Source organism: Rhizobium acidisoli, assembly GCF_002531755.2.
GTDB classification, from domain to species: Bacteria; Pseudomonadota; Alphaproteobacteria; order Rhizobiales; family Rhizobiaceae; genus Rhizobium; species Rhizobium acidisoli.
The window spans coordinates 1,245,280-1,263,857 of record NZ_CP034998.1; the positions used below are offsets into that span (position 1 = coordinate 1,245,280).

The window sequence follows — 18,578 nt, forward strand, 5'->3', positions numbered from 1 at the left end:
GTAACGACTCGCGTAAAGCCGAGCTCTAACCGGCCCGCGACAGCGTACCCATGCGCCGCAGCGCCTCGACCTGGTCGTCGACCGTCGGCACGAGTTCGCCGGCGGTGGTGCTGGGCGTCGCCGGTGCCGGCGCAGCCGCCTCGGCTTCGCCGAAGGTGACCGTGCAGTTGCGGCCGGCAGCCTTCGCGGCATAGAGCGCCCGGTCGGCGGCCGAGATCAGCTTGTCGATATTGGCTTCGAGCGAGGAGGCGAGCGCGATGCCGATGCTTACGGTGACCGGGACGATGGCTTCGCCGGTGCTGACGGGCAGGCGGCAGAATTCGGTGCGGATCGCTTCGGCGATCGCCTCGGCTTCGGTCTGGTCGGTGACCGCGGCGAAGGCTGCGAATTCTTCGCCGCCCATGCGGCCGAAGATGCTGTTCGGAATATACTGGCGGGCCATCCGCGCGAAGGCGGTCAGCACGGCATCGCCGGACTGATGGCCGAAACGGTCGTTGACGCGCTTGAAATGGTCGAGATCGAAGAGCATCACCGCGACCTGGTGTTGCTCGTCATGGGCTTTTTCCTGGATGGCGTCGAAATAGCCGAGCAGGCCGCGGCGGTTGAGCACACCCGTCAGCGAATCAGTCAGCGTGAGCGCGCGCAGGTGCCGCTCGGAGCGCTCCATGATCAGCCGGCAGGTGAAGGCGAAGGCGATGGTCAGCAGGAAGGCGCTTGCCATGGCGGAGGCGCCGCCGAGATTGGTTGCCTCGATATCGCTTGGCAGCGTCAGCGCCATCGTCAGCGCCGAGCCGAAGCACAGGCAGCCTTGGATGACGAAGACGCCCATCAGCTTGACCCGGGTGCGCTCGCGGCGCATGTCGCCGGCGGCGACCGCCAGGGCAAGCGCCGTAGCCCCCGTTGCCGAAGCGAGATTGTAGAGCACGACGCGGTTTGAATAGTCGCTGTTGACCCAGGGCAGGAAGACCCCGGCCAGCCAGATCGCCGGCGGCAGTAGCGCCCACCATTCGATCTTCTTGCGGTCGAGCGCCAGAAAGCCCGCCACCCAGGCGCTTTGGCCGAGCAGCGCGATGGCATTGCCGATCTCTATCGACAGCAAGCTGGGGACTTGGTCGCGCAGCGCGATCATCGCAAAGCCGATGCCGGTCAGCAGAAAGCCGAGGCCCCAATAGAGATAGGCCTCGTTCCGGACATTGTGGCGCCAGGCGACGAACAGCACCAAAGCGAGCGTCATGGCCTCCGAACACCAGATGGCGAGACCTGTAGCGATATTGAACACGGCAGCAACCCCTTGCCCGTCTGTCTTATCGGTGGCCTTGTCTGTCGGCCCCGATTTGTTGGCCTGCATCCTTGCCGAGGAAGCTCGCCACTTCCTTAATGCTGCTGCGCTGCGGCATGGTTTTGGGCGGATATCTGCCGGTAGGCTTTCTGCCGGGTAAATGTGTGTGAGTACTCTCGAATGGAGTAAGCTTTCCTTCATCCTGTCATGGAGAAAAGCCGGGGAAGGCGTTGCCATGGGCTCGCCGTTAACAGGCGCTTGTTGGAAAGAGGCTACAGCCAGGGCCGCCTTGCCCGCCTTCTTAACGTTATCCGCATGCGTGTCTTGAAGAGAAGGGCACGGACACTCTATGTAGGGATAAGACATTTTCTTTGATTCCCGGCGCCGGCCGGCGAGACGCTGACAAAGGACGCACATGAGAAACCCAGTCGATACCGCAATGGCCCTCGTGCCGATGGTCGTGGAACAGACCAACCGCGGTGAACGCTCCTACGACATCTATTCCCGTCTGTTGAAGGAACGCATCATCTTCCTCACCGGTGCCGTCGAAGACCATATGGCAACGCTCGTCTGCGCCCAGCTTCTCTTCCTCGAGGCCGAAAACCCGAAGAAGGAAATCGCCCTCTACATCAATTCGCCGGGCGGCGTCGTCACCGCCGGCATGGCGATCTACGATACGATGCAGTTCATCAAGCCGGCGGTTTCGACGCTCTGCATCGGCCAGGCCGCATCCATGGGCTCGCTGCTGCTGGCGGCCGGCCACAAGGACATGCGCTTCGCCACGCCGAATTCCCGCATCATGGTGCATCAGCCCTCGGGCGGCTTCCAGGGCCAGGCCTCGGACATCGAGCGTCACGCCCGCGACATCCTCAAGATGAAGCGCCGCCTGAACGAGGTCTATGTCAAGCACACCGGCCGCACCTACGAGGAAGTTGAAAAGACGCTCGATCGTGACCATTTCATGGATGCGGATGAAGCCCAGGGCTGGGGCGTGATCGACAAGGTTCTGACGTCGCGCCTCGAAATGGAAGGCGAACAGGCCTAGTAATTAATTGGGATGGTGTTTTCGTCGCCACAGTTCTATCTCATTTGTGATCGAACAAGGCTTTCAACTGGCGACGAAGACGCTAATAGTAGCTATTAATGCTATGTTGAAATTTTATGACATAGCATCGGCATTCGAAGGGGAATTCGTTGCCACCGGAACCCGGACATGATCGATTGGGCCCGGTTCGTAGCCCCTGAAGCCCTTCTCGGCAAAGGCTCCGGTGACGGAGTGCCGCCAGGAGCTGATTGAGTGGACCGCGATTTCGCCTTGAAATGCGGCGTGCTGGAAGGAAAGTGATATGAGCAAGGTCAGCGGCAGCAACGGCGGCGACTCCAAGAACACACTCTATTGTTCGTTCTGCGGAAAGAGCCAGCACGAAGTCCGGAAACTGATTGCCGGGCCGACCGTCTTCATCTGCGATGAATGCGTCGAATTGTGCATGGACATCATCCGCGAGGAGAACAAGTCCTCGATGGTCAAGTCCCGCGACGGCGTTCCGACGCCCCAGGACATCATCAAGGTCCTCGACGAATACGTCATCGGCCAGCGGCAGGCGAAGAAGATCCTGTCGGTCGCCGTTCACAACCATTACAAGCGCCTGGCGCACGCCTCCAAGAACGGCGAAGTCGAGCTGGCGAAGTCGAACATCATGCTGGTCGGCCCGACCGGCTGCGGCAAGACCTATCTCGCCCAGACGCTCGCCCGCATCATCGACGTTCCCTTCACCATGGCCGATGCGACGACGCTGACCGAAGCCGGTTATGTCGGCGAAGACGTCGAAAACATCATCCTCAAGCTTCTGCAGTCGGCCGATTACAATGTCGAGCGCGCGCAGCGCGGCATCGTCTACATCGACGAAGTCGACAAGATTTCGCGCAAGTCCGACAATCCGTCGATCACCCGCGACGTGTCGGGCGAGGGCGTGCAGCAGGCGCTGTTGAAGATCATGGAAGGCACGGTCGCTTCCGTTCCGCCACAGGGCGGCCGCAAGCACCCGCAGCAGGAATTCCTGCAGGTCGACACGACCAACATCCTGTTCATCTGCGGCGGCGCCTTTGCCGGCCTCGACAAGATCATCTCCGCCCGTGGCGAGAAGACCTCGATCGGCTTCGGTGCGACCGTCAAGGCCCAGGACGATCGCCGCGTCGGCGAAGTCCTGCGCGAACTGGAGCCGGAAGACCTGGTCAAGTTCGGCCTCATTCCCGAGTTCATCGGCCGTCTGCCGGTTCTGGCGACGCTTGAGGACCTCGACGAGGATGCGCTGATCCAGATCTTGTCCGAGCCGAAGAATGCGCTGATCAAGCAGTATCAGCGCCTGTTCGAGATGGAAGACGTGGAGCTGACCTTCCATGAGGATGCCCTGCGCGAAATCGCCCGCAAGGCGATCGTCCGCAAGACCGGCGCCCGCGGCCTTCGCTCGATCATGGAGAAAATCCTGCTCGACACGATGTTCGAATTGCCGACGCTGGAAGGCGTGCGCGAAGTCGTCATCTCCGAGGAAGTGGTGCGCGGTTCGGCCCGCCCGCTTTACATCTATGCCGATCGTCAGGAAGAAAAGGCCAACGCTTCGGCGTAACCTTTGCGCTTTCGCACGATTATTTTGGGGGCTTGCCATCGGCAGGCCCCTTTCTATTTGAAAAACCATCCGAGGCACTGTTAGTATTTTGCCGGTGGGAACCGGAATTGACTTTGCCGATGTTGGGAAGGGGCCGATGTTACGCAAGGAAGACTGCTTGGCAATGATGCCGTGATTCCGTAAGCCTATTGTCGGTGCTTGTATTTTAGCCGGTTGGAAGTGGTAAGCGCCGGTCCAGCCACGCGCTTCATAGTGTTGGTGTTCCGTTGTAATAAAGCTGTCACATCCGGGGAACGCGGGCGTTAGCGTGGCTTGAAAAGCGTAGTCAGAACCTCCACTTGTAGCAACAAGTGAGAGTGCCGGCCGGTCCCAAGCGGCCGTGCAGAGAGCCCGGTAACGGGACGATGGAAAGGACTGAAAAATGACGAAGAAAACGTCTGTAGCGAGCAGTACTGCCTACCCTGTTCTGCCTTTGCGCGACATCGTGGTTTTCCCGCATATGATCGTGCCGCTGTTCGTCGGACGGGAAAAGTCGATCCGTGCGCTCGAAGAGGTCATGGGTTCCGACAAGCAGATCATGCTGGTGACGCAGATCAACGCCAGTGACGACGATCCGGATCCCTCCGCGATCCACAAGGTCGGCACCGTGGCCAACGTATTGCAGCTCCTGAAGCTGCCCGACGGCACCGTCAAGGTTCTGGTCGAAGGCCGCGCCCGCGCCGAGATCGATACCTATACCAGCCGCGAAGATTTCTATGAGGCGCTCGGCCACGTGCTTGAGGAGCCGCATGACGATCCGGTCGAGCTGGAAGCCTTGTCGCGTTCGGTCGTCTCCGAATTCGAAAGCTATGTGAAGCTCAACAAGAAGATTTCGCCTGAGGTGGTGGGTGCCGCCAGCCAGATCGACGACTATTCCAAGCTCGCCGATACGGTCGCTTCGCATCTGTCGATCAAGATCACCGAGAAGCAGGAGATGCTGGAAACCACCAGCGTCAAGGCCCGCCTCGAAAAGGCGCTCGGCTTCATGGAAGGCGAGATTTCGGTCCTGCAGGTCGAAAAGCGCATCCGCTCGCGCGTCAAGCGCCAGATGGAAAAGACCCAGCGCGAATACTACCTGAACGAACAGATGAAGGCGATCCAGAAGGAACTCGGCGACGGCGAGGAAGGCCGCGACGAGATGAGCGAACTGGAGGAGCGCATCGCCAAGACCAAGCTGTCCAAGGAGGCCCGTGAAAAGGCCGATGCGGAGCTGAAGAAGCTGCGCCAGATGAGCCCGATGTCGGCTGAAGCCACCGTCGTGCGCAATTATCTGGACTGGCTGCTCGGCATTCCGTGGGGCAAGAAGTCGAAGATCAAGGCCGATCTCAACAATGCCGAGAAGATCCTCGAAGCCGATCACTTCGGTCTCGACAAGGTCAAGGAGCGCATCGTCGAATATCTGGCCGTGCAGGCCCGCGCCACCAAGATCAAGGGCCCGATTCTGTGCCTCGTTGGCCCTCCGGGCGTCGGCAAGACCTCGCTCGCCCAGTCGATCGCCAAGGCGACCGGCCGTGAGTATGTCCGCATGGCGCTTGGCGGCGTTCGTGACGAAGCCGAAATCCGCGGTCACCGCCGCACCTATATCGGCTCGATGCCCGGCAAGGTCATCCAGTCGATGAAGAAGGCCAAGAAGTCGAACCCGCTCTTCCTGCTCGACGAAATCGACAAGCTCGGCCAGGATTATCGCGGTGATCCGTCTTCGGCCCTGCTCGAGGTGCTCGATCCGGCGCAGAACTCGACCTTCATGGATCATTACCTGGAAGTCGAATACGACCTGTCGGACGTGATGTTCATCACGACGGCGAATACGCTGAACATCCCGGCGCCGCTGATGGACCGCATGGAGATCATCCGTATCGCCGGCTACACCGAAGATGAAAAGCGCGAGATCGCCAAGCGGCATCTGCTGCCGAAGGCCATCAAGGAACATGCGTTGCAGCCGGAAGAATTCTCGGTCAGCGACGACGCCCTGATGGCGATCAGCCAGCAGTACACCCGTGAAGCCGGCGTGCGCAGCTTCGAACGTGAACTGATGAAGCTCGCCCGCAAGGCGGTCACCGAGATCATCAAGGGCAAGACGAAGTCGGTGCATGTGACGGCTGCCAACATCTCCGACTATCTGGGCGTCCCGCGCTTCCGCCATGGCGAAGCCGAGGGCGAGGATCAGGTCGGCGTTGTCACCGGTCTTGCCTGGACGGAAGTCGGCGGCGAACTGCTGACCATCGAAGGCGTGATGATGCCGGGCAAGGGCCGGATGACGGTCACCGGCAATCTGAAGGAAGTCATGAAGGAATCGATCTCGGCGGCGGCCTCCTATGTCCGCTCGCGCGCTGTTGATTTCGGCATCGAGCCGCCGCGCTTCGACAAGAGCGACATCCACGTGCACGTGCCGGAAGGCGCGACGCCCAAGGATGGCCCCTCGGCCGGCGTCGCCATGGCGACCGCCATCGTCTCGATCATGACCGGTATCCCGGTCAACAGGCACGTGGCCATGACCGGTGAAATCACCCTTCGCGGCCGTGTGCTGCCTATCGGCGGTCTGAAGGAAAAGCTGCTCGCAGCGCTTCGCGGCGGCATCAAGAAGGTGCTGATTCCGGAGGAAAACGCCAAGGACCTGGCGGAGATTCCGGACAACGTGAAGAACAGCATGGAGATCATCCCGGTGTCCCGCATGGGCGAGGTGATCAAGCATGCGCTGATCCGGCGGCCGGAGCCGATCGAATGGGACGGCACGGTGGAAACGCCTGTCATCACCTCGGTCGAAGGCCTGGACGAGACGGGCGCGACCATAGCGCATTGAGTGGCCTAGGCCACATTTATGCCCCATTGGCTGAAAAGACGGAAAAAGGCTGGCGAAAACGCCAGCCTTTTTTGTGAAAACGTCATGTAGACGCTTGCTTTTCCTTGATTTGCAGGGCTTTTGGGTTCCCGGCGGGCCTGATGAAACCTATTCTGCGCCTAGCTTACTTTTGAGTCGTTTCGTACCATTTAGAAAGGGGTGGAAACATGAACAAGAATGAACTCGTGTCCGCAGTCGCCGAAAAGGCAGGACTGACGAAGTCTGACGCGGCTTCCGCTGTTGACGCGGTTTTTGACGTTGTCCAGGGTGAACTCAAGAACAAGGGCGACATCCGCCTCGCAGGGTTCGGCAGCTTCACCGTTTCTCATCGTGCCGCATCGAAGGGCCGCAACCCGTCGACGGGCGCTGAAGTCGACATTCCGGCTCGCAACGTGCCGAAGTTCACGCCCGGCAAGGGCCTGAAGGACGCCGTCAACGGCTGATCTGAGATTATCCGCCAGCCGTAAACGAGACCGGCTGTGCAGGATTTGGGAGGGGTTCGGTTTTGCCGGACCCCTTTTTGCTTTGCCGGGCCTTTTGCTTGAGCGGCCCTTGCCGCCATGCGGCCTTTGATCTACGACATTTCTGTTCTCAGGGCGGGGTGAAACTCCCCACCGGCGGTAAGGGTCTCGGCCCAAGCCCGCGAGCGCCTTCTCAAGCTGTGGCTTGAGAGGGGTCAGCAGATCCGGTGCGATTCCGGAGCCGACGGTTAAAGTCCGGATGGAAGAGAATGAGTGTCGGCCGTGCGAGGGGCGGGGGATCTGCCCTGTCGTTCGTCGCCCGGCCTCATGCGTCCTGATTTATGTTGGTCTCTGCATAATTCCTAAATCGGAATCGATTTAGGGAGGAAATTATGCAGCAATTTAAAGTGCTACAGCGTCCTTTGCGCGTCTGAAAGGACGCGCGGCGCTGTAGGTTTTGGATGAAAGACATGAATCAGAATTCCCTTGCGGTCGAGCCGTCCCGCGCCCTTGTCGGTGCACTCTGGATGGTCCTTGCCGGCATCGCCTTTTCGCTGCTCAACGTCGTCACCCAATGGCTGACGATGAAGCTTGCCTTTCCCTCGGCCTCGGCAGCCTTCTGGCAATATGGCTTCGCCTTCGCCTTTTCGCTGCCGTTCCTTCGCAGGCTCGGCCTGTCGGCGATGCGCACGCACTATCCCTGGCGCCACCTCGCGCGTGTCGTGCTTGCCGCGCTCGGCGTCGAGGCCTGGGTGGCCGGTCTTGCCGCGGTGCCGATCTGGCAGGCGATCGCACTGGTGATGACCTCGCCCTTCTTCATCATTCTCGGCGCCCGGCTTTTCCTCGGCGAGCGCGTCGGCCCGGCCCGCTGGGCGGCGACCGCTGCGGGTTTCACCGGCGCGATGATCATCCTGCAGCCATGGTCGGACGGCTTTGGCTGGGCGGCTCTGTTGCCGGTGCTCTCGGCCCTGCTGTGGGGCGCCTCGTCGCTGATCACCAAGAGCCTGACGGGCATCGAGCGCCCGGAAACGATCACCGTCTGGCTGCTCGTGTTGCTGACGCCGATAAACGGCGGGCTGGCGCTTGCGGCAGGCTTTGCGGTGCCGACGGGTGCAACACTTGCCTTGTTCCTGCTGGCGGGGCTGCTGACCGCAGCAGCGCAGTATTTCCTGACGCTTGCCTATGCCGCAGCCGATGCCGCCTACGTCCAGCCCTTCGACGATCTGAAGCTGCCGCTGAATGTGCTGGCCGGCTGGCTGTTCTTCGGTTATGCGCCGGCGGGCTACCTCTGGCTCGGAGCAGCCCTCATCCTTTCCGCCTCGCTCTTCATCATGCGCAACGAGATGCGCAGGGAGCGGCAGCCCGCCTGACGTGATCCGGCGCAAAATGCCGCACCTGTCATGCCTCTGTCATGCCTCTCCCGCAGAAAACCCATGTTTCGAATGTTCGATACATGGGGGATTTCATGACCATTTCATCGCGCAAGGCAGCGCTTGCTGCCGTGCTTCTCGCTTCCGTTGCCTTCCCGGCCGCCGCCGAGCCGGTTTTCAACCGCATCGCCTCCTTCCCGGTCGCCCAGAACCTGCCTGCCGACAAGGACAAGCTCTCGGCGACCTCAGCCGAAATCATCACCGCGACCGACGACGGCAACACGCTGATCTATAGCGACAGCCCGCTCGGCGCGATCGGCTTCATCGACATCACCGACGCCAGGGCCCCGAAATCAGGCGGCGCGCTGATGATGGACGGCGAGCCGACATCGGTCACCTCGAGCGCCGGCAAGGCGCTGGTCGCCGTCAATACCTCCGAAAGCAAGGCAAAGCCCTCGGGCCGTCTGGCAATCGTCGACGTGGCGACGAAGAAGATCGAAAACAGCTGCGATCTCGGCGGCCAGCCGGATTCGATCGCGCTGAACAAGGACAAGACGCTCGGCGCCATCGCGATCGAAAACGAGCGCGACGAAGAGGTCAATGACGGCAAGATCCCGCAGATGCCGGCCGGCGATTTGGTCGTCTTCCAGGTCAGGAACGGCACTGTTGATTGCGGCACCATCAAGCACGTGGCGCTGACCGGTCTTGCCGGCGTGGCCCCTGAGGATCCGGAGCCGGAATTTGTCGCCTTCAACGGCCTGAACGAGATCGCGCTGACGCTGCAGGAAAACAACGAGATCGTCATCATCGACGCCACGACGGCTGAGGTGAAAACACATTTCTCCGCCGGCAGCGTCGATCTCACCGGCATCGACACCAAGCGTGACGGCGCCTTGAAATTCACCGGCGAATTGAAGGGCGTTCCGCGTGAGCCCGACGCCGTGAAGTGGCTTGATGATAACCGTCTCGTCATCGCCAATGAAGGCGATTACCAGGGCGGCTCGCGCGGTTTCACCATCTTCGACAAGACGGGCAAGCTTCTCTACGAATCGGGCGCATCCTTCGAACGCGCCGTCGCCCATATCGGCCACTACCCGGAAAGCCGTTCGGGATCGAAGGGCGCCGAACCGGAAGGCCTCGAAGCCGCCAAGTTCGGCGACGACCAATATTTCTTCCTGCTCGCCGAGCGCGCCTCGGTCGTCGGCGTCTATAAGGATACCGGCGCCGATCCCGAACTCGTGCAGCTGCTGCCGTCGGGCATTTCGCCGGAAGGCGGGATTGCCATCCCGGCGCGCAATCTCTTCGCCACCGCCAATGAACTCGACCTCGGCAAGGACGGCGGCACGCGCTCGCATGTGATGATCTATGAACGTTCGGAAGGCGAGAAAGCCTATCCTCAGATCGTGTCGGCCGACAAGGACGGCAATCCGATCGGCTTCGCAGCCCTTTCGGGTCTCGCTGCCGTTCCCGGCAAGCCGGGAATGCTCTATGCCGTCAGCGACAGCGTTCTCGGCTCGCAGCCGACGATCTACACGATCGATGCCAGCAAGAAGCCGGCAGTGATCACCGATGCTCTCGTCGTCAAGCGTGACGGCGCCCCGGCCCAGAAGCTCGACATCGAAGGCATCGCAGTGGCTGCCGACGGCTCCTTCTGGCTTGCCTCGGAAGGTTACAGCGAGCGTCTCGTCCCGCACGCCCTCTACAACGTCAACGCCAAGGGCGACATCAAAGCCGAGATCGCCCTGCCGAAGGAACTCGCCGCCAACGAAATCCGCTACGGCTTTGAAGGCATCACCATTGTCGGCACCGGCGACGATGCCACGCTCTGGATGGCTGTCCAGCGCGAATGGGGTGACGACGAGAAGGGCTTCGTCAAGCTCGTCTCCTACAATCCGAAGAAGAAGGAATGGGGTGCCGTGCGCTATCCGCTCGACAAGACGGAAAGCGGCTGGGTCGGCCTGTCTGAAATCTCGGCGCAGGGCGACAGCGTCTACATCATCGAACGCGACAACCTCGTCGGCGATGCCGCCAAGCTGAAGAAGCTCTACAAGGTGGCGATCTCGGAGCTGAAACCCGCCAAGCTCGGCGGCGAACTGCCTGTGGTCAAGAAGACCGAAGCCCACGACTTCCTCGGCGAACTGAAGACTGCGACCAACGGCTACGTGCTCGACAAGCTCGAAGGCTTCACCTTCGACGCTTCAGGCAAGCCCTACGCCGTCACCGACAACGACGGCGTCAGCGATTCCTCCGGCGAGACGCTGTTCTTCCCGGTCGAGCTGAACGCGACGAACTGAGTCGGGATAGAGAGATAAAGGAAGAGGCCGGGCGAAAGCCCGGCCTCTTTTTTTTGATGCAGAGAATCCTTAAGGCGTCCGCATTTGCAGCGGAAAGGCGAGGGCATCCGACCGAAGAACATTTGCAAGCAGAGTGCTTTGGCATGGATGCTCGGATCAAGTCCGAGCATGACGGAGATTGGGAGGACGTGACTGGCAGGAGGCGAGATGCTGGAGCAATTCCAACAGCGTGCAGGTGCGGTTGGAGTTTGGCATGGACACCTCCCCACACTCCGTCATCCTCGGCCTTGAGCCGAGGATCCATGCCGCAACCTCTCACGCGTTTGGCTCAAGGCCTGGGATATGACGGACGAAAGCTGTGAGACCTTCAACAACGGCGAGTCATCGACGCTTCCCACAGCCCTTAAAAACAAGCAGCCCCAACCCTACCAACGCTGATGCACATGCGGCGCGATCAACCGCTCGTAGATCTCGCGCGTTGCCGCCATGACATCGGCCGCAAGCGGCGCCAGATCGGCGGCGGCGGCATTGGCTCTTGCCTGTTCGCCATTACGGGCGCCGGGGATGACGACGGTGACGGCTTCTGCCATCAGGATCCAGCGCAGCGCGAAGGCGGCCATGGTGGCGCCTGCGGGCACCAGCGTGCGCACCTCCTCGACCGCCTGCAGGCCGACCTCGAAGGGCACGCCGGCAAAGGTTTCGCCGACATCGAAGGCTTCACCGTGACGGTTGAAATTGCGATGGTCGTCGCTGGCAAAGTGCGTTTCCCGGGTGATCTTGCCGGAGAGCAGACCGCTGGCCAGCGGCACGCGGGCGATGATCGCCACGTTTTTGCGACGCGCCTCCTGGAAGAACAGATGGTCGGGGCGCTGGCGGAAGATGTTGTAGATGATCTGGATGCTGACGACGCCGGGATATTCGATCGCCTTCAGCCCGTCCTCGACCTTTTCGACGCTGACGCCGTAACCCTTGATCTTGCCGGCCTTCTGCAAGGCGCCCAGACCTTCGAAGACCTCGGGCTGGTAAAACACCTCGCGCGGCGGGCAGTGAAGCTGCACGAGGTCGAGGCTGTCGACGGCAAGATTCTTGAGGCTGCGGTCGACGAAGCCTTCGAGGTTCGCCTTGGTATAACCTTCGGCCACATGCGGGTTGAGGCGGCGGCCCGCCTTTGTGGCGACCATCGGCCGTTCGCCGCCGCGCGCCTTCAGCACGTCGGCGATGATCTTTTCCGAGCGGCCGTCGCCATAGACGTCAGCCGTGTCGATGAAGGTCATGCCGGCATCGAGTGCGGCATTCAGCGCCGCACGGCCATCCGCCTCGCTGATATCGCCCCAGGAGCCGCCGATCTGCCAGGCGCCGAAGCCGACATTGGTGACGGTGAAGGGCATGCGGCCGAAAGCATGGTGTTTCATGAGAAATTCTCCCAATGCATGTTGCCCGGAAGTGTGCAGCGATTCCGGGATAACGACATGCGTAAAAACAAAGAACTAAAGCGCGTCGCATCAACCAAGTTAATGCGACGCGCTTTGGTGATGAAAGAGATTGGCCTATCAGCCGGGCGAGGATGCGGCAATTGTCGATCCGGCCTTGATTGGTCGCCTCGATGAAATATCGTCGGGTTACAAGGCTTCAACCGCAATGGAATGGAAAAGGAAAGATCATGGAGATCAAACCCGCCGGCTCTCGCCCCTCGATGACGCCACCGGCCGACTATTTCACCGGCGCCGTCCGCCAGGACCCGCTGATGGAGCCGCCGGCGCCGGCCCGGGTGAAGGCAACCTCGGTCACCTTCGAGCCCGGCGCCCGCACCGCCTGGCACACGCATCCGCTCGGCCAGACGCTGATCGTCACTTTTGGCAAGGGCCTCGCCCAGAGCTGGGGCGGAGAAATCCGCGAGATCCGCGCCGGCGACACCGTCTGGTTTTCGCCGGGCGAAAAACATTGGCATGGCGCCGGCCCCGCCACGGCGATGACGCACATCGCCATTCACGAGGCGCTTGATGGCAAGCATGTCGACTGGATGGAAAAGGTCACCGACGCGCAGTATTCCGGCGAGGCGTAAAGCATGTCTCGCAAAAGTGTGCAGCGGTTTTGCGATGAAGACATGCGCAAAAACAAAGAACGAAAGCGCGGGCCAAGCGAATCTGAAAGATCGCGCCGCGCTTTAGTTCTTCTCAGAGCCGCTTCAGGCAATAGGAAAAATGCGCATGTGATTCGACCGTCAGGAACTCGAATTGCCAGCCGTAATCCTTGCAGAACTTGGTGACCGCCTCGACGACGCCATAGACGATCGGCTTGACCGTATTGCCGGTGCAGAAATCATGCCCGGCAATGCGCCCCGTCCGCTTCACCTTCTTTTCGCAGAGCAGCAGTTCCTGCCAGGTGAGCTCGAAGGAATGGTCGGTATCGATATAGGCCCAGTCGAGGAAGTCGTCGTCGAATTCGGCGAGCTTTTCCAGCGAAGTGCCCTGCATCAGATGCAGCCGGCCGGCCTCGATCTCGGCCGCGAACTTGGTGTGGATCGCATCGAGGCCGGAGCTGTAGCGGTCCATCGACCAGGGATCGATGAGGTAGAGCTGCGCTGGGCGATTCTTTTCCAGGATCTCTGCCGTATATTCGCCGAAGGCAGCCCCCACCTCGACGCCGATGCCGCCGTTGGGGATGCGGTAGAGCAGCTCGCCGCGATCGGGCAGCAGGCGGGCATTTTCCATATGATGGGCGCTGAGCGGAGTGCGCGGCATGCTCGCCCGGAGCGCCTGCCTGTCTTCACGTGTCTTCATCTCTGATCTCGGGATTGCGGGCGACTGACGGCCCTGATGCGGTCTGCGGCGAACGTAGGAGCAGCGGACCTCGATGACAACCACATGACGGGAATTTGCTTCTTTCGAACAAATCGCTAAGTTTCACCTGTGGACTGACGAGAGCCCCGGGAGGAGCGATTTCATGAGACGCATGTGGCCTGAAGAGTTCAACGCCATCATCAACGGAGCCGAGGAGGTGATGTTGGAGGCACCCGCAGAGGCCGGCGAAGCGCCGCTGCATCGCAAGGCGCTGAAGGCGCGCATCAGCATGGCGGATTACGAGCGGATCTGGCCGCTGGCCGAGATGCGCTTCCGGCTTGGCGAAAAAGATGGCAAGGCCATCACCCTGATCACCACCAATCCCCATTACCACGCCTGGCACCCGAAGGACGGCGGCAGTGTCGATTCGGTGTCCGACAGCGGCCGCCATTACAAGACGGATTATATCGTCGTGCACTTCCTGCTCGACGACGTGAAGGAAACATCTCCCGCCTGATGTGCTGACCGCCGGTGCAGGCCGTAGCCCGCACCGGCGTCCCGCTAACGCCGAGTTGGTTCCGACGTTGATGACAACGGCGGCGATATCGCTAAGTTGGCGAGACGTATCTTATCAATTTGGAGGTTCCCGTGGCGGGCAATGTGCTGGATATCCCTGTCAAATCAGTGGATGGTCGTGAAACCACACTCAGCGAATACAAGGGCAGGGTGCTGCTGATCGTCAACGTCGCCTCGAAATGCGGGCTGACCGTTCAATATGAGGGCCTCGAAAAGCTCTACGGCGAAAAGCGCGAGCGCGGCTTCGTCATCGCCGCTTTCCCCGCCAACGACTTCAAGGGCCAGGAGCCCGGCACCGACGCCGAGATCCTCGACTTCTGCACCAGCACCTACGACGTCACCTTCCCGATCTTCTCGAAGATTTCGGTCAAGGGCGAGACCCAGCACCCGCTCTACCGGCAACTGACCAAATCGGGCGTGAAGACCACAGGTGACGGCCCGATGCGCGAACGCCTGAAATCCCACGGCATATCGGGCGGCGACGAGGATGACATTCTCTGGAACTTCGAAAAATTCCTGATCGGCCGCGACGGCAAAATCGCCGCCCGATTCGCCCCTGATGTGACGGCCGATGATTCGCGGCTGGTTTCGGCGGTGGATAAGGAACTGGCGAAGGGGTGAAATGGTGGGGACCGGCCCCGGGCCGTCTCCCGATTCCAGAACGCCACTTCGGAATCCCGAAATTCCCCGCTTCGGGATTCCGAAATTCGCCGAGCTTTGCGCGGTATCGACAGAAAAAATCATGCAATGATTTCAATCCCGCAACCAATTTCGGGATTCCGAAGGGCTATATAGAGTCTGGTGGGAAGGCAGAATCCAGTCGCAGTCACAGAGCCATGACCCTTGGCTACAACACGCGCCAGGACTGCGATGATTCGTGGAGAGGCTGAGCTTCAGATCCCAAGCACGGTCACAAGCGGCGGCGTAAAGTCCTTGAAGCCCACTCTCGGCCAGTCGCACCTCCTGTCAAACCGCGTCTTTGGTTCGTGGCGCTGGCATTGCGGATTCGTCTTGAAGGCGTATCCGGGCAGGCTGACATATCTGGCGCTTGGTGCATAAAGGGCGACCGCGATGCACAGCGTCAATGCGGAGCAGAGAGTCCTCATGGAACACCTCCAGGTGTCGCTAGCGCGGAGATTTTCCGGGCGGCGAATTCTCCCACTTTTGCCCGCGCCCATCCATTCGCCCAATAGGAGGTGGCGGGGCGGCCGGAGTAGTCCGTTCTGGTGGCGCGCTGATTTCAGACGCCGCGCCGCATCGCGACCTGCCGGACGCGCCAATGGATCCAATTGGAATTCCAGATACATGACGACGCAGCTGAGGCGTCCGCCTGCGAAGGCTGCTATTTGGCACTTAAGGGGAAAAATGGTGGGCGATGAGAGACTCGAACTCCCGACATCCTCGGTGTAAACGAGGCGCTCTACCAACTGAGCTAATCGCCCATCGCTGACGAAGCCGGATCGGCCTGCCGCGTTGGTGGCCGTGATCTATGCGGATCGCGGCAAAACCGCAAGAGTGTTTGTGAAGATTTTTTGATTTTTTTGGTGGCGGTCCCGCTTCTTGTGGTGCGGCTGGAGCGCTGCCGGGCTGTGGATAAAGGGGAGGGGGCATGGGGACTTCGACTGCGCCGCCGGCTTCGATCGGGCATCAGTGCCATGGCGGGCAACGGAATTGCCGGCCTTGCCGAAACAATTCAAACGACTGTCATGGTTTTGTCTCCAAACCTGCTTGACACTAAAAGACGAACCCCGTAGTTAGCCGCTCATCGAAACGGGCAGCCGTTTTGGTGAGGGTGCGAAGGCATCCGGACTGCTTGAAATGAATTGCGGGTGTAGCTCAGTTGGTTAGAGTGCCGGCCTGTCACGCCGGAGGTCGCGGGTTCGAGCCCCGTCACTCGCGCCATTTCAAGTCTTGTAGAACGCAAATGTGATTTGTCGTTTGTCCGGTTTCTTCATCCCAGCGGCCGCAAATGGTCGATCAATGCGCGGGTGTAGCTCAGTCGGTTAGAGTGCCGGCCTGTCACGCCGGAGGTCGCGGGTTCGAGCCCCGTCACTCGCGCCATTCTCTTCCGAAAGCCATGCAGTTTCCAAGGGTCAGGCATGCAGCTTGAATCGGTTTGTGTGGATTTGTCGCGACATCGTTGCATCTGCTTGATAATGTCCGCGCGCGGCGCGTCGAATTGCCTCTGTAAATCTCTTGCGCCGGGGCTTCGGCTGCGCTAACCACGGCTTGTTGCAACGCACGTTCGCTTGCCGGGCATTTGCCCAAATGCGCCGCCTGGCGCCTCCGGCAAGCAGGGATGAACATGATGACTGAACTGCTCAGTTCCTATATTCCGATCGCTATCTTCATCGCTATCGCGCTCGTTATCGGCCTGGCGCTGCTCATTGCGCCGTTCGCCGTCGCTTTCAAAGCGCCCGATTCGGAAAAGCTCTCGGCTTACGAATGCGGCTTCAACGCGTTCGACGACGCCCGCATGAAGTTCGATATTCGCTTCTACCTCGTGTCGATCCTCTTCATCATCTTCGACCTCGAAGTCGCCTTCCTCTTCCCCTGGGCCGTTTCCTTCGGCGCCATCGGCTGGTTCGGCTTCTGGTCCATGATGGTCTTCCTCTTCGTGCTGACCATCGGCTTTATCTATGAATGGAAAAAGGGAGCCCTGGAATGGGAGTGAGCCCTGTGAGCAATCAGCCGCTGGTCGCCCAGCAGCCGAAGGGGATCATCGATCCCTCCACCGGCAAGCCGATCGGCAGCAATGACGCGTTTTTCGGCGAGATCAACAATGAGCTTGCCGACAAGGGTTTCCTCGTCACCTCGACCGACGAGCTGATTAACTGGGCCCGTACGGGCTCGCTGATGTGGATGACCTTCGGTCTTGCCTGCTGCGCTGTCGAAATGATGCAGCTGTCGATGCCGCGTTACGACGTCGAGCGCTTCGGTTTTGCGCCGCGCGCCTCGCCGCGCCAGTCCGACGTGATGATCGTCGCCGGCACGCTTACCAACAAGATGGCGCCTGCGCTCCGCAAGGTCTACGACCAGATGCCCGAGCCGCGCTACGTCATCTCGATGGGCTCCTGCGCCAATGGCGGCGGTTACTACCACTATTCCTATTCTGTGGTGCGCGGCTGCGACCGCATCGTACCGATCGATATCTACGTGCCGGGCTGTCCCCCCACGGCGGAGGCGCTGCTCTACGGCGTGCTTCTGCTGCAGAAGAAGATCCGGCGCACCGGCACGATCGAACGCTAAGGGTTAAGGACAAGGCATATGAGTGAAGCCCTGACTGAGCTTGCGTCCTACCTTGGCGAAGCGCGCGGCAATCTGATCGCCGCATCGCAGATGAAGTATGGCGAGCTGACGCTGACGACGACGGGTGAAAACCTGATCGCGCTTCTGACCTTCCTGCGTGACGACGCCAAATGCGGTTTCGTCAACCTGATCGATATTTGCGGCGTCGACTGGCCGCAGCGCGAGCTGCGTTTCGACGTCGTCTATCACCTGCTGTCGCCGAAGCAGAATGTGCGCATCCGCGTCAAGGTCGCGACCGACGAAGATACGCCGGTTCCCTCGGCCTGTGCCGTCCATCCCGGCGCTGACTGGTTCGAGCGCGAAACCTGGGACATGTACGGCGTGCTCTTCACCGGCCATCCGGATCTGCGTCGCATCCTGACCGACTACGGCTTCGAAGGCCATCCGCTGCGCAAGGACTTCCCGACGACAGGTTTCGTCGAGGTCCGCTACGACGACGCCGCCAAGCGAGTCGTCTATGAGCCGGTCGAGCTCAAACAGGAATTCCGCAATTTCGATTTCATGTCGCCTTGGGAAGGTACCGAATACGTGCTGCCCGGCGACGAAAAAGCGAAGCAGTAAAGGCGAATAGTGAGTAGCGAATAGCGAATAGTGGAAGGGCGGCAGACGATAAACTCCTACAAGGATCTTAAGGTCTGGCAGATGGCGATCGATCTCGCGGTGGATTGCTATCAACTGACCAAAGGGTTTCCCAAGGAGGAGATTTACGGTCTGACGGCTCAGATACGCAGGGCGGCAAGTTCGATTGCCGCCAATATAGCTGAAGGACACGGCCGTGAGCTCACGGGAAGTTTCATACAGTTTCTGCGTATCTCTCAAGGTTCGCTGAAAGAATTGGAAACGCATATGCTCATCTCTCATCGCATCGGTCTGATCGACGAGGGTGAGTTCAGGCAGATGACCGGAAAATGCGACGAAATCGGACGAATGATTCGAGCGCTGATACGGAGTCTCCAGGAGAAATGATGAGACCGAACGAAACTATTCGCTATTCGCTATTCGCTATT

General features: G+C 60.4%; 16 protein-coding genes, 3 tRNA genes and 1 riboswitch. Of the genes, 15 read left to right on the top strand and 4 right to left on the bottom strand.

The genetic code is table 11. The features are described 5' to 3' along the window. Positions 1 to 25 precede the first annotated feature (25 nt). Complete coding sequence (locus CO657_RS06255; RefSeq protein ID WP_197283868.1) at positions 26 to 1,480, bottom strand: GGDEF domain-containing protein; 1,455 nt, start codon at positions 1,478 to 1,480, stop codon at positions 26 to 28. Between the two features lie 214 nt (positions 1,481 to 1,694). On the opposite strand from CO657_RS06255, the gene clpP reads away from it, so the two are divergent. The 6 genes from clpP (at position 1,695) to CO657_RS06285 (ending at position 10,906) form a co-directional block, all read left to right on the top strand. Beyond that, the gene (clpP, locus tag CO657_RS06260; RefSeq protein ID WP_003573944.1) at positions 1,695 to 2,324 is read left to right on the top strand and encodes an ATP-dependent Clp endopeptidase proteolytic subunit ClpP; all 630 of its coding nucleotides are present in this window, start codon (positions 1,695 to 1,697) and stop codon (positions 2,322 to 2,324) included. Positions 2,325 to 2,625: 301 nt separating this feature from the next. Beyond that, complete coding sequence (clpX, locus tag CO657_RS06265) at positions 2,626 to 3,903, top strand: ATP-dependent Clp protease ATP-binding subunit ClpX (RefSeq protein WP_003573940.1); 1,278 nt, start codon at positions 2,626 to 2,628, stop codon at positions 3,901 to 3,903. Between the two features lie 421 nt (positions 3,904 to 4,324). After that, positions 4,325 to 6,742, top strand: a complete 2,418-nt coding sequence (lon, locus tag CO657_RS06270; RefSeq protein ID WP_012557323.1) for an endopeptidase La — start codon at positions 4,325 to 4,327, stop codon at positions 6,740 to 6,742. A gap of 206 nt (positions 6,743 to 6,948) precedes the next feature. Then, complete coding sequence (gene hupB / locus CO657_RS06275; protein WP_003573937.1) at positions 6,949 to 7,224, top strand: DNA-binding protein HupB; 276 nt, start codon at positions 6,949 to 6,951, stop codon at positions 7,222 to 7,224. 140 nt (positions 7,225 to 7,364) lie between these two features. Beyond that, a riboswitch (FMN riboswitch) is annotated at positions 7,365 to 7,517 on the top strand. Between the two features lie 186 nt (positions 7,518 to 7,703). Next, positions 7,704 to 8,612, top strand: a complete 909-nt coding sequence (gene ribN, locus CO657_RS06280) for a riboflavin transporter RibN (RefSeq protein ID WP_054181868.1) — start codon at positions 7,704 to 7,706, stop codon at positions 8,610 to 8,612. A gap of 95 nt (positions 8,613 to 8,707) precedes the next feature. Further along, complete coding sequence (locus tag CO657_RS06285; RefSeq protein WP_054181947.1) at positions 8,708 to 10,906, top strand: esterase-like activity of phytase family protein; 2,199 nt, start codon at positions 8,708 to 8,710, stop codon at positions 10,904 to 10,906. 425 nt (positions 10,907 to 11,331) lie between these two features. On the opposite strand, the gene CO657_RS06290 is transcribed toward CO657_RS06285, so the two are convergent. Beyond that, positions 11,332 to 12,318 (bottom strand): aldo/keto reductase, encoded by a 987-nt coding sequence (locus tag CO657_RS06290; protein WP_054181869.1) that lies wholly within the window; start codon positions 12,316 to 12,318, stop codon positions 11,332 to 11,334. Between the two features lie 248 nt (positions 12,319 to 12,566). Between CO657_RS06290 and CO657_RS06295 the strand changes: the two genes are divergently transcribed. Continuing rightward, the gene (locus tag CO657_RS06295; RefSeq protein ID WP_054181870.1) at positions 12,567 to 12,968 is read left to right on the top strand and encodes a (R)-mandelonitrile lyase; all 402 of its coding nucleotides are present in this window, start codon (positions 12,567 to 12,569) and stop codon (positions 12,966 to 12,968) included. A gap of 112 nt (positions 12,969 to 13,080) precedes the next feature. On the opposite strand, the gene CO657_RS06300 is transcribed toward CO657_RS06295, so the two are convergent. Then, positions 13,081 to 13,686: a class I SAM-dependent methyltransferase gene (locus CO657_RS06300; protein ID WP_054181871.1), complete on the bottom strand. Its 606-nt coding sequence runs from the start codon at positions 13,684 to 13,686 to the stop codon at positions 13,081 to 13,083. Positions 13,687 to 13,849: 163 nt separating this feature from the next. Between CO657_RS06300 and CO657_RS06305 the strand changes: the two genes are divergently transcribed. Together CO657_RS06305 and CO657_RS06310 are read left to right on the top strand one after the other, a co-directional pair. Beyond that, positions 13,850 to 14,203, top strand: coding sequence for a hypothetical protein (locus CO657_RS06305; RefSeq protein ID WP_054181872.1), 354 nt, complete (start codon positions 13,850 to 13,852; stop codon positions 14,201 to 14,203). A 131-nt stretch (positions 14,204 to 14,334) separates the two neighbouring features. Further along, positions 14,335 to 14,883 carry a glutathione peroxidase gene (locus CO657_RS06310; RefSeq protein ID WP_054181873.1) on the top strand — a complete coding sequence of 183 codons (549 nt, stop codon included), beginning with the start codon at positions 14,335 to 14,337 and terminating at the stop codon, positions 14,881 to 14,883. Between the two features lie 745 nt (positions 14,884 to 15,628). Here CO657_RS06310 and CO657_RS06315 read toward each other — a convergent pair. Further along, a tRNA-Val gene (locus CO657_RS06315) sits at positions 15,629 to 15,704 on the bottom strand. A 383-nt stretch (positions 15,705 to 16,087) separates the two neighbouring features. Here CO657_RS06315 and CO657_RS06320 point away from each other — a divergent pair. The 6 genes from CO657_RS06320 (at position 16,088) to CO657_RS06345 (ending at position 18,537) form a co-directional block, all read left to right on the top strand. Then, positions 16,088 to 16,164 (top strand) — tRNA-Asp (locus CO657_RS06320). A gap of 82 nt (positions 16,165 to 16,246) precedes the next feature. Continuing rightward, positions 16,247 to 16,323: transfer RNA gene (locus CO657_RS06325), tRNA-Asp, on the top strand. A gap of 247 nt (positions 16,324 to 16,570) precedes the next feature. Continuing rightward, positions 16,571 to 16,936, top strand: a complete 366-nt coding sequence (locus tag CO657_RS06330) for an NADH-quinone oxidoreductase subunit A (RefSeq protein WP_007626195.1) — start codon at positions 16,571 to 16,573, stop codon at positions 16,934 to 16,936. Then, positions 16,927 to 17,511: a NuoB/complex I 20 kDa subunit family protein gene (locus CO657_RS06335; protein ID WP_003587285.1), complete on the top strand. Its 585-nt coding sequence runs from the start codon at positions 16,927 to 16,929 to the stop codon at positions 17,509 to 17,511. Before CO657_RS06330 ends, CO657_RS06335 begins: the two co-directional genes overlap by 10 nt. Before the next feature lie 18 nt (positions 17,512 to 17,529). Continuing rightward, positions 17,530 to 18,132: an NADH-quinone oxidoreductase subunit C gene (locus tag CO657_RS06340; protein ID WP_003587282.1), complete on the top strand. Its 603-nt coding sequence runs from the start codon at positions 17,530 to 17,532 to the stop codon at positions 18,130 to 18,132. An 81-nt stretch (positions 18,133 to 18,213) separates the two neighbouring features. Next, positions 18,214 to 18,537 (top strand): four helix bundle protein, encoded by a 324-nt coding sequence (locus CO657_RS06345; protein ID WP_054181948.1) that lies wholly within the window; start codon positions 18,214 to 18,216, stop codon positions 18,535 to 18,537. The last annotated feature ends 41 nt before the right edge of the window (positions 18,538 to 18,578 follow it).